This window comes from Ornatilinea apprima (assembly GCF_001306115.1).
GTDB lineage: Bacteria > Chloroflexota > Anaerolineae > Anaerolineales > Anaerolineaceae > Ornatilinea > Ornatilinea apprima.
In genome coordinates, this window is the sequence record NZ_LGCL01000032.1 from 1 (window position 1) to 12,976 (window position 12,976).

At 53.1% G+C, this 12,976-nt stretch carries 14 protein-coding genes; 8 read left to right on the plus strand and 6 right to left on the minus strand.

Features of this window, described 5'->3' with window-relative positions:
• The first annotated feature begins 140 nt into the window (after positions 1-140).
• Together plsX and ADN00_RS13720 are read left to right on the plus strand one after the other, a co-directional pair.
• Complete coding sequence (gene plsX / locus ADN00_RS13715) at positions 141-1,154, plus strand: phosphate acyltransferase PlsX (protein ID WP_075063566.1); 1,014 nt, start codon at positions 141-143, stop codon at positions 1,152-1,154.
• Between the two features lie 16 nt (positions 1,155-1,170).
• Entirely contained in the window at positions 1,171-1,866 is a 696-nt protein-coding gene (locus ADN00_RS13720) for an NERD domain-containing protein (protein ID WP_075063567.1), read from the plus strand.
• Positions 1,867-1,924: 58 nt separating this feature from the next.
• Here the strand turns inward: ADN00_RS13720 and ADN00_RS13725 are convergent, their stop codons facing one another.
• Both ADN00_RS13725 and scpB read right to left on the minus strand, forming a co-directional pair.
• A complete protein-coding gene (locus tag ADN00_RS13725; protein WP_075063568.1) occupies positions 1,925-2,872 on the minus strand; it encodes a pseudouridine synthase in 948 nt (315 codons plus the stop codon).
• A gap of 11 nt (positions 2,873-2,883) precedes the next feature.
• Positions 2,884-3,462, minus strand: coding sequence for an SMC-Scp complex subunit ScpB (gene scpB / locus ADN00_RS13730; RefSeq protein WP_075063569.1), 579 nt, complete (start codon positions 3,460-3,462; stop codon positions 2,884-2,886).
• Between the two features lie 56 nt (positions 3,463-3,518).
• Here scpB and ADN00_RS13735 point away from each other — a divergent pair, with 56 nt between their 5' ends.
• From ADN00_RS13735 to rsmD, 6 genes are all read left to right on the plus strand, one after another.
• Positions 3,519-4,088 (plus strand): hypothetical protein, encoded by a 570-nt coding sequence (locus ADN00_RS13735; protein ID WP_075063570.1) that lies wholly within the window; start codon positions 3,519-3,521, stop codon positions 4,086-4,088.
• A 61-nt stretch (positions 4,089-4,149) separates the two neighbouring features.
• A complete protein-coding gene (locus ADN00_RS13740; RefSeq protein ID WP_075063571.1) occupies positions 4,150-5,772 on the plus strand; it encodes a G5 domain-containing protein in 1,623 nt (540 codons plus the stop codon).
• 21 nt (positions 5,773-5,793) lie between these two features.
• Positions 5,794-6,750, plus strand: coding sequence for a UDP-glucuronic acid decarboxylase family protein (locus ADN00_RS13745; RefSeq protein WP_075063572.1), 957 nt, complete (start codon positions 5,794-5,796; stop codon positions 6,748-6,750).
• Position 6,751: 1 nt separating this feature from the next.
• On the plus strand, positions 6,752-7,213 hold the full coding sequence (locus ADN00_RS13750) for a GtrA family protein (protein ID WP_075063573.1): 462 nt from the start codon (positions 6,752-6,754) through the stop codon (positions 7,211-7,213).
• Positions 7,214-7,221: 8 nt separating this feature from the next.
• Positions 7,222-8,487 carry an ATP-binding protein gene (locus tag ADN00_RS13755; protein WP_082390142.1) on the plus strand — a complete coding sequence of 422 codons (1,266 nt, stop codon included), beginning with the start codon at positions 7,222-7,224 and terminating at the stop codon, positions 8,485-8,487.
• Between the two features lie 20 nt (positions 8,488-8,507).
• Positions 8,508-9,086, plus strand: a complete 579-nt coding sequence (rsmD, locus tag ADN00_RS13760) for a 16S rRNA (guanine(966)-N(2))-methyltransferase RsmD (RefSeq protein WP_075063574.1) — start codon at positions 8,508-8,510, stop codon at positions 9,084-9,086.
• On the opposite strand, the gene ADN00_RS13765 is transcribed toward rsmD, so the two are convergent.
• The 4 genes from ADN00_RS13765 to ADN00_RS13780 all read right to left on the minus strand — a co-directional run bounded on the left by ADN00_RS13765 (position 9,078) and on the right by ADN00_RS13780 (position 12,930).
• Positions 9,078-9,581: an NUDIX hydrolase gene (locus tag ADN00_RS13765; RefSeq protein ID WP_075063575.1), complete on the minus strand. Its 504-nt coding sequence runs from the start codon at positions 9,579-9,581 to the stop codon at positions 9,078-9,080. The two genes, rsmD and ADN00_RS13765, sit on opposite strands and share 9 nt — an antisense overlap.
• 80 nt (positions 9,582-9,661) lie before the next feature.
• Positions 9,662-10,612 carry a class II fructose-bisphosphate aldolase gene (locus ADN00_RS13770; RefSeq protein WP_075063576.1) on the minus strand — a complete coding sequence of 317 codons (951 nt, stop codon included), beginning with the start codon at positions 10,610-10,612 and terminating at the stop codon, positions 9,662-9,664.
• A 43-nt stretch (positions 10,613-10,655) separates the two neighbouring features.
• Positions 10,656-11,828 carry a 6-phosphofructokinase gene (locus tag ADN00_RS13775; protein WP_075063577.1) on the minus strand — a complete coding sequence of 391 codons (1,173 nt, stop codon included), beginning with the start codon at positions 11,826-11,828 and terminating at the stop codon, positions 10,656-10,658.
• A 61-nt stretch (positions 11,829-11,889) separates the two neighbouring features.
• The gene (locus tag ADN00_RS13780) at positions 11,890-12,930 is read right to left on the minus strand and encodes a sensor histidine kinase (RefSeq protein ID WP_075063578.1); all 1,041 of its coding nucleotides are present in this window, start codon (positions 12,928-12,930) and stop codon (positions 11,890-11,892) included.
• Positions 12,931-12,976 lie beyond the last annotated feature (46 nt).

Consider the following 12,976-nt stretch of genomic DNA (forward strand, 5'->3'; position numbering starts at 1 on the left):
CATCGGCTCGTTTCGGTGGTTCTGGTATAAGCGGTTTGATTACTTTCCATTGTTCGTCTGTAAGGTCCATCGGCTCGTTCCTCGTGAGGATTTGAGCCTGAGTTTACCATTTTTGAGATAGCTTCTAAGGAGAGTTAATCATGGCAATTGTTCTCGATGGAATGGGAAGTGACCAATATCCCGAACCCGAAGTTACCGGCGCGCTAACAGCCGCGGAGGAACTGCAGGAAGAGATCATCCTGGTTGGGCAGCAAGAGCTGCTTGAGCCGCGTCTCAAAGCCGCTAACACCAAGGGTCTGCCGGTACGAATTGTCCACGCCCCCGATGTGCTGGAAATGGGCGAAAAAGCAGTCGAATCGGCACGCAAAAAACCCAACAATTCAATGGCTATCGGCCTGGACCTTGTCAAATCAGGTGAGGCGCGCGCCTTTGTCACCGCCGGGAACACCGGCGCGGCGATGTTTAACGGCCTGCGCAAATTGGGACGCATTAAAGGCGTCCAACGCCCCGCTCTCACCGCCATGTTCCCGGTGATGACCGGTTATACGGTTGTGCTAGATATTGGCGCCAACGCCGACTGCCGCCCCAATTTTCTGCAGCAGTTCGCCGTGATGGGCAGCATTTACGCGCAAAAAGCCCTGGGGGTCGAAAACCCACGGATTGGCTTGCTTTCCAATGGTGAGGAAGCGGGCAAAGGCAATCAATTGATCAAAGACACCTATCACCTCATGGAAGAAATTGGTTTGAACTTCATCGGCAATGTGGAAGCTAAAGAACTCTTTGCCGGTCACGCGGATGTAGTCGTTACCGACGGCTTCACCGGCAATGTGCTGCTCAAAACCAGCGAATCGGTAGCCAAAATGCTGCTGACGGTATTAAAAGAAGAATTGATGGCCTCCACCCGTACCAAGATGGGTGCCTTTCTCGCCAAACCCGCCTTTGGTAAAGTGAAGAAAATGCTCGACCCCTCCGAAGTCGGCGCGGCTCCTTTGCTGGGCATCGACGGATTGGTGTTCGTTGGACACGGCCGGTCAGACGCGCACGCCATTCACAGTGCGCTGCGTGCCGCGCACGTCGCCGCCAACAACAACCTGCTGGAAGCCTTACGCGAGAATATCCAATCTCGCTTTGAAACCACACCTGAAAACGAATAGGACGGACTGTAATAGAATGAAAATTGTTACCAACGAAAAATACGTCGTACGCAATCAAAAGATCGGGAAATACTTCTTGTGGGCCAGTCTGGCTATCTTGGGCGTGGGTCTTTACATGTCCTTTCAGCCCAGTCTGATGCTATATTCCTACATCGCCTTATTGGTTGGCTTTGTTACCTCACAGGTCAGCGTCTTTTACACCAACCGAATCGGGGTCAAATCGCGGGTAGATCACAAAATCAGCGCGGCGCTCAAAGGTCTGGACAATAAATTCACCCTCTACCATTTTGCCACGCCCGTCTCGCATTTGCTGGTCGGCCCGGCGGGCATCTGGATAATCATGCCGTACCACCAGGCTGGCACCATCACTTACGACGAGAAACGGAATCGCTGGAAACAAAAAGGCGGCAACTTCTTTATGAAGCTCTTCGCCCAGGAGAGTATCGGCCGCCCCGATTATGAAGTCAAAACCGCCATTGAAGACCTGGAACGGTACCTCACCCAAAAGCTGAACCTGCAAGAACACCCCCCTGTCAAAGCCATTTTAGCCTTCTACAATCCCAAAGCAGAGACTCAGGCCGAGAACGCCCCGCACCCCACTGTGCTGCTGGAAAAAGCCAAAGACTATTTTCGCCGCGTGACCAAAGAAAACCCGGTCAACATGGAAGAAATCAAATCCATCCAAAACCTGCTGCCAGACTCAGAAGAATAACCCACCACCATCACATTAAGAAAACAACAACCTCACATGGGGTTGTTGTTTTTTTTCTTTAAGAATCCCGCCGAAAGCGTTTTGTTCGCTCACCGGGTTTATCCGTCGGTTTCGCCACAGGTTTGCCATCTGGTTTCGAGGTTGGCTTTCCAACCGGCCGGCGAGCAGGTTTTTCCGCTGGTTTACCCGTTGGCTTCCCGGCTGGTTTCGCGCCAGGCTTACCCATTGGCTTGCGCGCGGGCCCAACCGGCCGGGCAGTCTTTCGCCCCGCCATCGATTCGGGCTTAATCCCCGCTGTGCGCTTCAAGCTCAGTTCTTCCTGCGCCGTCAGGTGACGCCACTGCCCCACCTTCAACTTGCCCAGTTCCAGATTGGCTAACCGCACTCGGATAATTCGCTTCACCGGCAGTCCAATCCGCGCGCCTACTTCGCGGATCTGGCGCTTGCGCCCTTCTTTCATCGTAACCGTCAGCCAGGTTTCTCCCCGGTCAGTGTGGTTCACTTCCACCGTCGCCGGCTGGGTGCGGTATCCATCTTCCAGAACCACACCGCTGCGCCAGGCGCGAAGCTGCTGGCCGTCCGGCTCACCGATCACCAGCACTTTATATTCCTTCTCATGTCCGTAGCGCGGGTGCGTCAGGCGGTTGGCCAGCTCACCATCATTTGTCAGCAGCATCAACCCCTCGCTGTCAAAATCCAAACGCCCAACCGCAAATAAATGCCCAAAATCGGGCACCAGATCAAACACCTTCCTGCGCTGATCGCTTTCGTCCTGCACCGACAGCACGTATTGAGGCTTGTGCACCATGATATAAACCGGTTTGGGGGCCGTGGCAGGCACATCCTTGCCATCCACCGCGATTTTATCCCGCCCGGATTCAGCCTTCGATCCAATTTCCACGATCGCGCCGTTGACCGTAACCCGCCCCTGGATGATCAACTCCTCACAAGAGCGCCGAGAGCCATAGCCTAGTTGCGCTAAAATTTTCTGTACGCGTTCTTCCATTGCCTCTATCCTTAATCTTTCAACAATCCATTGCCTTTGGGCGTCTCTTCTGCGGTTTCTTCCTCAAACGGCGGAAGCTCGCCTAATGATCCCAATCCAAAATACTGCAAAAAGTCGGCCGTTGTCCCATAAAGAATCGGCCGCCCCGGGCCATCTGCCCGGCCCACCTCTTCCACCAAACCTTTGCTCAAAAGACTGCGCATCACACCATCACTGTTCACACCGCGAATCGCGTCCACCCCCGGCCGGGTAACCGGCTGGCGGTATGCAATGATCGCCAGGGTCTCCAATGCCGCGCGGCTCAGTTTCTGGGTTGCATCGAGCCCCAAAAATTTTTCCACCAGGTCCGCGTATTCCGGCGCGGTGGTGATTTGAACCCGCCCGGCATGCCACTGCAAGCGCAAACCACGCTGGGCTTGATACTCCACCTCCAGCGCCTTGAGTTGTTCTTCCGCCTCTTTGACCTTGATCGCCAACGTCTCTGCCAATTGCCCTGGAGACACCGGACCGGCAGCCACATAAAGCAGTGCTTCGATGGCATTGCGGATATCACTCTGTGATAGATGAGAATATTGTGCCTGTTCACTCATGCTATAATATGGCTTGTCTCCTGATCATTAAAGTCGTTTGTTCAAGGATTATTTTTATGAAATCGATTTATGGAAAACTGATTCCATTCCTTCTTATTGTTACGTTTGTGTCCATCGCTTGCAACTTACCCGTCAGTGTGGCCAGTGATCCGCACAGCCCGGTGGAAGTCTCCGCGCAAGACGCGCAAAGCGCTGTCAACACTCTGGAAGAAGCCGCCGATCAATTAGGGCAGAGCGGTGCAACCACCATTCAGCTAACAGAATCGCAGCTCTCCGCGTTATTGGCAAATCAGCTTGCTGGAGCAGAAAGCGGCGGTTTTTCTAATCCGCAGGTCCAGATCGAAGGCGAACAGATTTGGGTGGTTGGAAACATCCAACAAGGCCCCATTTCTGTCGGCGTCCAGCTCACTTTGGCCGCTGTAAAAGACGCAGCCGGAAAGCCATCCATCCAGCTTCAGTCGGTTGATTTTGGGCAGTTCCCTGCCCCTCAAAGTATGGTAGACAACCTTTCCAGCTTTGTCAACACCAGCATTAACCAGGCAATGAGCGAGACTGCCGGAGAGCTTGAAATCGTAGACCTGGTCGTTGGGAATGACGCGATCACAATTACGGTGCGCAAAAATTAATTTTATCATGGAATACCGCATCCATCGAAGGGACTGGGGAAATTCAAATCACGGTTTGCGAATGAATACTGTCATCCACTACCCTGCCAACCAAAACCGGCTTTCCAAAACGCCATTCCTCTTCTACCTCATCACGGCCGTGATGCTTTTGCTTGTTGCTGCCTGCGTCCCGGCTGCCAATACTCAGCCAACCGTAACCGTAACCATTTGGGTGGACGGCGCGCAAACAACGCAGGTCTTTCCCGCCGGTTCTACCGTGCAGGCAGCGTTGCAAATGGCGGGAATACAAATTAACCCACTTGACCGCGTTTCTCCTCCCCTGGCCACCCTCCTGGCAGACAAGGACTCAGTTGTCATTATCCGCGTTACCGAAGAATTTGTTCTGGAAGAGACCACCATCCCCTTCCAGCGCCAGACGGTTCGTAATGAATCGCTTCCGGAAGGCCAAACCATGCTCATTCAGTTCGGCCAGAACGGAGTGCAGCAGATCACCCACCGCGTTGTCAAAGAGAACGGAGTAGAGGTCTCTAATTCCGCCATTAAATCCATTACCCTGCAAGAAGCCCTGCCAGAAATTGTGATGGTGGGTATTCAAACCCCATTTACATCGGTTGAAATCAGTGGATCGCTGGTATACCTCACAGCCGGCTCTGCCTGGCTGATGAGTGAAACCACGGGCAACCGCACCCCCCTCATCACCAGCGGCGACCTGGATGGGCGGGTTTTCTCGCTCTCACCCGATGCCACATGGCTCTTATTTACCCGCACCTCACAACAAGATGGTGAGATTAACGCCCTTTGGGCGTTAAACTTGCAGAGCAAATCGGCTGAACCTATTGATTTGCGCGTGCGCAACATCATTCACTTCGCAGACTGGGTCCCCGGCCGCGGTCAAACCATTACCTACTCTACCGTTGAGCCGCGCGAGATCGCTCCTGGTTGGCAAGCCAACAACGACCTGCAACTGCTATCCTTCAATTCTTCCGGAGTCATCACCAACCAGGAAGAAATTTTAGAAGCGAATTCTGGGGGCATTTATGGTTGGTGGGGCACTCAATTCCGCTGGTCGCCAGATGGCTCCGCGCTGGCGTTTGCCCGGCCGGATGGCATCGGCCTGGTGGATTTTGAAAACAACCAGTTACTCGCGCTGGAAGATCTGATCCCCTACCAGACCCGTGGAGATTGGGCCTGGACACCTCAACTGGATTGGGCGCCCGACAGCAGTGTGCTTTATTCCATCACTCACACGCCCATGCCGGGACTTTCCAGTGATGAAATTTCTCCGCTGTTTGACCTCTCCGCCCACATTCCAGAAGATGAACTGGCCTTTAGCCTGGCTGCACAAACGGGCATGTTTGCCAACCCGGTATGCGGCCCGTTTCAAACGAAAAACCGTTATTCACTTGCCTTTTTACAATCAATTTTTCCAGAACAGTCAGAATCTAGCCGCTACCGCCTTGTGATTGTCGAACAAGACGGCTCAAACCCGCGAACGATCTTCCCTCCCGATGGCTCACCTGGCTTGGAGCCGCAGCGAATTGTTTGGGGCAAAACCGCTAATGACCAGGCGCCCGTCTGGCTGGCGGTGATTTACCAGGGCAATTTGTGGCTCATCCAGTCGGAAACCGGCCAATCTCAGCAGATTACCGGCGACGGCTCCATTGCGCGAGTGGATTGGAAATAAACAACGAGGAGAAACGAACACATGAGAGTATTAATCACCGGAGCAGCAGGTTTTTTGGGTTCGCATTTATGCGACCGCTTACTCAAAGAAGGCCACGAAGTGATCGGCATGGATAACTTCATCACCGGCAACGCCGAAAACCTGGGACATCTTTCAGGCCATCCATCGTTTTCCTTTATCCGGCACGACGTTGCCAACTTCATCTTCGTGCCAGGGAAAATTGACGCCGTAATGCACTTTGCCTCACCTGCCAGCCCCAACCCGGCCTCTCCTTTTGGATATACCAACCTGCCCATTCAGACCATGAAAGCCGGCGCCCTGGGCACGCACAATACCTTGGGAGTTGCCCGCGCGCATAATGCCCGGTACTTGCTGGCTTCTACCAGTGAAATCTATGGCGATCCCCTCGAGCACCCACAGAAAGAGTCGTATTGGGGCCACTGCGACCCAATCGGCGTGCGCTCTGTATATGACGAAGCCAAACGCTTTGCCGAAGCTCTGACGATGGCCTACCATCGTGCCCACGGCATTAATACCCGCATCGTGCGCATTTTCAACACTTACGGCCCGCGCATGCGCCTGGATGATGGTCGGGTGGTGCCAAATTTCATCCAGCAAGCCCTGCGCAACGAGCCGCTCACGATCTATGGGGACGGCGCGCAGACCCGCAGCTTTTGTTTTGTGGAAGACCTTGTCGAAGGCATCTATCGCCTGCTCATGTCCGATTACCACGAACCTGTTAATATCGGCAATCCGGTAGAAACCTCCATCCTCGATTTCGCCAAGACCATCATCAATGTTCTTGGCAGCCAGTCTGAAATCACCTTCAAAATGGAAAAGCGCCTGGGAGACGATCCACAGCGCCGCAGACCCGATATTTCGCGTGCCAATCAAGTTCTGGCCTGGAACCCGACCATTGCACTTGCGGATGGCATTCGCCGTACTGCACCCTACTTCAAATCCAAATTAGGTCTTTAGCATGATCCTAACAAAACGTAACGAACAAAGACGTTTTTTTCGCTTTGCCATTGTGGGCGCCATCGGCGCGGTCGTTGATTTTGGACTGTTCAATCTCTTATCCGCAGTTCTTCATGTGGATACAGTGGTGTCCAGTGTCATATCATTCGTCGCCGCCGTGCTCAACAACTTTCTCTGGAATCGCTATTGGACCTATCCCGATTCCCGTTCCAAGTCCGTCAGCACGCAGATCATTCAATTCGCGGCCATTAATGTCATTGGCCTCCTCATCCGCACGCCGCTGTTTGCCTTCCTCGAGTCGGCCACCGTGCCCGTCTTTGAAAAGATGCTGCCCTCCAATTTCTTTTTCTCGGCCACTTTCCTGGGGCATAATCTCTCTCTGGCAACCGCGATCCTGGTAGTGATGATGTGGAATTTCTTCGCGAACCGTCTGTGGACGTATAATGATGTCAAAAGTGATTGATTCAATCTATGGACATAAATACGACCGACCCAGATATAAATCCTGTTGAACAGCCCGAGAACACCCCGGTTGATCCGGAAATCTTCGGTGGCCATGCGTTGGAAGAAGATCACCCCAACCACACATTACCCCCAGTCAGGTCGCTGCGCGAATTGATCGATCGGGTTACTGGCCGCGATCTGCCCAAAGATATACCCCACGAAGATATGGGCATCGCCGAGACGCTCCCCTATCCCTTCCTCGGGCTGGTTGGGCAGGATGAGATGAAACTTTCTCTCATCCTCTCCTTGGTTAATCCCATGTTGGGCGGCGTGCTGCTGGTTGGCCCGCGCGGAACCGGTAAAACCACCGCCGTCCGCAGCCTGGTTAACCTCATTCCCGATGTACCCCGCAGCCTGTGTGTTTATGGCTGCACCGAAGCAGACGTGGAAGCCGGCGGCATGGACGCCGTGTGCCCTGATTGCGCGCGCAGATTTGCCGAAGGCAAACCTCTCTCCTGCATGGAACCTGCCCGCCTGGTGGAATTGCCTCTTAACGCCCGCCTGGAAGACGTGATTGGCGGCGTTGATGAACGCTCACTGCTTCAAAACCGCTTGCGCCTCAAAAAAGGCATTCTGGCACAGGCCGACCAAAACCTGCTCTATCTGGATGAGGTCAACCTGTTGCAGGACGATATCATTGATGCTGTGTTAGACGCGGCCGCGCAAGGCAGCTTTACCGTGCGCCGCGGGCCGCTTTCAGCTACCTACCGTTCCCGATTCACCTTAATCGGTTCCATGAATCCCGAAGAGGGCAATCTGCGCCCACAGATTCTGGACCGCTTTGGCTTGCGGGTGATCGTAAAAGGGCTTGAGGACGAAAAAGAGCGCAAAACCGCTTATGAACGCACAGTGGCGTACCGCAGCAACCCCCATCTCTTTACTTCCTTGTTTGAAGAAGAATCCATCCAGGCCCGTCAAGAGATCCAGGCCGCCCGCAAGTTGGTCCGCACAGTATCCATACCAGAAAAGATCGCCCGCTCAGGCATTCAACTCATCCAGCAGCTAAAGATCGACTCCCTGCGCGCTGAAATCACCCTGTTTGAATCGGCCAAGGCGCATGCCGCCGCCGATGGCCGCAAGCGGGTGGAACCCGAAGATCTCAAGGCAGTGATTCCGATGGCCTTACGGCTGCGCCGCTCGAAATATATGGTGGACTATATCAAAGACCGCGAGCGCGAAGACGCCGAACTGCATAAATACCTGGATAAGGTCATCACCAACGCCAGACCCTGATCGTCAAGTGAGGTATTTCTTTGAGTAACCCCAGAATCATCGCGGGGAAAGCCCGCGGTTTACGCATCCAATCCGTTCCCGGCGACACCACTCGTCCCATCACTGATCGGGTGAAAGAAGCGCTGTTTAACATTATCGGGCAGGATATTGTTGACGCTCATTTCTTTGACCTGTTTGGCGGAACCGGCAGCGTTGGCATAGAGGCGCTCAGCCGGGGCGCGGCGTATGTCCGTTTTTCCGACATGGCGCGCGCCGCGGTGACCACCATTAAAGCCAATCTGCAGCACACCCGCCTGGAAGCCAACGCCCAGGTCATCTTTGGCGATGCCTTTGCCCTGCTAAAACAAAAACCAGATCACCGCTTTGATTACCTCTACATCGCTCCGCCGCAGTACAAGCAGTTATGGGTGCGTGCCCTGCGTGAGGTGGACGCCAACCCCGGCTGGATGGACCCCTCCGGATGGGTGATCGTCCAAATCCACCCGGTTGAGTATGAAGAAGTGCCTCTGGAACATTTTGTCGAATTCGACCAGCGTAAATACGGCAGCACCCTGCTGATCTTTTACGAATTCAAAAAATCCGATTCGTCATCAACCTGAAATTTCCACCCTCAACTGGTTTTGCTCGTCATACCAATAGCGGGCTGAAAACGGAATTTGCGTTTCCCGGCTGCGCAGCACCGCCGGGATAAGCTGGTACAGGTCTTCCACCAGCGGAAGATGAATCAGCTCCGCCAAATGGACCCAATTTAACTCTCCCTCTTCTGATTCTTGCGGCTCGCCGTTTGCCGCTTCACCCCAATAAACCAGCAAACAAATCCCGTGCTCCGCTCCAGCGTCAATCAAAACTGTGCCGCACAGACGCAGCAGCGTTGCATCCAGACCAGTTTCCTCTTTCAATTCCCGCCGGGCCGCATCCAGCGCGCCTTCTCCGCGCTCAAGATGCCCCCCAATACCGTTATAGCGGTTGGCCCATAATCGTTTCTGTGGGCTGCCTTTCAGTAAAAGCACTTCATCCCCACGAAACAAGAAAATCAGCGTCCTGGGGATTACGGTGTAACGTTCCGCGTCAGCGCCCTGGTCTTCTCTGCCCATGTCTGCTTCTCCTCACATGATGAAAAAAACCCTGCCTGATCCAATCATCAAGCAGGGTTTATGGTATAACCGGAAATCGGTTAGCCCTTGATTAACTTCCAAACGGCGTCCAACTCGCCCGCGCTGCCGAGATAATCGTTCTTCTCAGCAATGAACTTGGCATACGCGGCCATGAATTCTTTTCCTGGCGGGCGCAGATCAAAGTTCTCAGGGTGCTCTTTGAAGAATTCGCGGTGTACGCGCGTCCACACCAGGCGACCGTCAGTATCGATATTGATTTTTGTCACGCCCAATTCTGCGGCGCGACGGAACTGGGTCGCATCCACGCCCTTCGCGCCTTTCAACTGGCCGCCGGCGGCATTGATGCGCTCTACTTCTTCCTGCGGAACCGAGCTGCTGCCGTGCATCACCAGCGGGAAGCCGGGAAGTTTCTTCTGAATTTCGGATAAAATGTCGAAGCGCAGCGCCTGGCTGCCGGAAAATTTATAAGCGCCGTGGCTGGTGCCAATGGCTACGGCCAGCGAATCGCAGCCGCTGCGCTCCACAAATTCTTTCGCGGTTTCGGGGTCAGTCAGGTGAGCGTCAGCTTCAGAGACCTGAACATGTTCTTCCACGCCGCCCAGCTGGCCCAACTCTGCTTCCACAACGATTCCGCGCGCGTGAGCCGCTTCGACAACTCGCCGGGTAATTTCAATGTTCTTATCAAAGTCTTCATGGCTAGCGTCGATCATTACCGAACTGTAAAAACCGCTCTGGATGCAGTCCATACAGGTTGCCTCATCGCCATGATCCAGATGCACCGCAAAAACCGCCTCCGGGAAGATTTCGTCGGCTGCGCGGATTAATGCTTCCAGCATGTTTTTGTGCGTATAAGAACGCGCGCCCTTGCTGATTTGGATAATAAAGGGAGCTTTGCTGTCAATACAACCCCGGAACAGGCCCATCGTTTGTTCCAGGTTATTGATATTGTACGCGCCAATCGCGTACTTACCATATGCTGCTTCAAACAGCTTTTCAGTAGTAACAATCATTTGAATTTCTCCTTAATTTCATCGGCCCGATCAACAGCCGTGCCTAACTTAAGAACATCGGAACGCCCAGGAAATCTTTAATGAATGGTTTGTAAGTGCTGATGTCATAGAAAGACTTCACATCCACAACTTTCTTACCCGAAAGCACCATTTCCACCGGTACCGTTGTGTACTTACCGCCATGCAGCGCGGTCAGCTTGCCAAAATCGTTGCGCTGGATCAATTGAATAGCCAGATGCCCAAAAGACATCGCCACCATCCGGTCCAGCGAATCTGGCGCGCCTGAGCGCATCAGATAGCCCAATTGCTGGTACATAATACCCTGGCCGGTCAGGCGTTTAATCTCTTCCGCAACAACTTCGCCAATCCCACCTAATTTGCGATGACCGTAGGCATCTTCCTCGCCAGATTCAATGATTGAGCCGGCTTCCATGATCGCGCCTTCTGAAATGGTCAAAATGGCGTAATTGGAAGGGTTGTTGCGTTTGTCTTCCATGATGTAGCCGGCCAACCGCTCCATATTGAAAGGCACTTCAGGGATCAAAACCCGGTCAACATAGGCCAGGTAACCGGCAATCAGACTGGTCTCACCGGCGTTGCGGCCAAACAATTCCACCACACCAATCCGCTCATGTGAGCCCACCGATGTGCGCATATTGGTGATGAAATCAACGCTGCGGGTAATGGCAGTTGAAAAGCCGATGCAGTAATCCGTGCCAAAAACATCGTTATCCATTGTTTTCGGGATGGCCACAACCGGGAAGCCTTCTTTATGCAGGCGAACCGAGTAGCTGAGGGTATCGTCACCGCCAATGGTAACCAAAATATCGATACCGAGGTGCGACAGCACCTTCATGATATAATCGGTGTAATCCATCGTGCCTTTATCATCGATGGCTTTTCCATAAGCGGAATTCTTTAAGAAATCTGGCACATCCTGAGGCTTTACACGCTGAGGGTTGGTGCGAGACGTGTGCAAGAAAGTGCCGCCCGTTCGATCAATCCGGTGAACATCATGTAACGACAGGTCTTTCACATAATAATCATGCGTGCTGTGCTCATCCAGGTTGTAATGCAATAAACCAGCCCAACCCCGGCGAATACCAATCACACGATAATCATTCTCGAGAGCGCTCATTACCACGGACTTCATGCATGGGTTGAGGCCGGGAACATCTCCGCCACCCGTCAAGAGACCAATTACCTTTTTTGCCACGAAAGCCTCCTTAATAAAAATAGAATTAATGAATGATCTTTGCGACCTGCCGCTGAGTTTTTTACACAGGAATCTGCAAAGCTATTCGTGCGCCTTTTGTGGGTCCCGAATCCAATTCCATCACACCGCCCATTAATTCGACCCGTTGCTTAATAAACTTCAAACCCATTCCAGAGGTCTCATTGAGGACCCCTTCATGGAAACCTTTCCCATTATCACTGACAGAGGCGCGAACAAAATTCTCCTCAATGGACAGTTCTACTTCAATCCGCACCTTCATAGGCATATCTTGATTATGCTTTTCGGCGTTTCCAATGAGTTCTTGCAGCGCGCGGAAAATCATCACCTCCATATAGGATTCCAGCCGGCGCTCCCGGCCTTTAATGGCCAACTGCACATCGCAGCCGGTTTGTTCTTTGAAAGTATCAACATATCGTTTCAAAGTGGGTATCAGGCCCAGGTCATCCAGCATCATCGGACGCAGCTCAAAAATAAAACCGCGTACCTTCTGGAATGTGCTCATCGCGGCGACTTTCAGGTTATTTAATTCTTCCTTGGCACGGTTGGGGTCAATTTCCAGCAAACGAGCCGCAATTTCGGTTTGCACAATGAAATTCGAAAGAGTTTGCGCTGGCCCATCGTGCATCTGCCGAGAGAGCCGCTGCCGGATCGATTCCTGACCATCAATTAACATTTCCAAAAGCGCTGTTCCGTTGCCGCCTTTCGCAATTCCGGTCAGGTCGGCGCCAAAAATTTCCTGCGTGCGTTGCAGCACTTCCACCAACTTCTGCAATCCGGCACGCTCGCTTTGCAATTTTTCGAGCTGAGTTCGCATCACCAGCAGGCGTTGTTGGGCGTCTAAAGATGCGTTATAAGCGGATACAATATCACTCCGAGGGATCGCTTCAAGCTGACCGATGATCTGCTGCACATGACCGGTAATGACCGCGTTGCGCTGGGTTAATTTTGCCAGTTCCGCCTGGCTCTGCTCCAACATCAACGTGATTTCATTCAAAGCGCGCTTCGACTCTTGCAGTTCGCTGGAAATAAACTGCTTGAAATCTTCCCAGGGATTGGGCTCGGATTGGTTTAGCAGACCCATGCGTTTGAACTCCTGTTCTTTTCTACAAGCAGCTCCGTTGGAATGG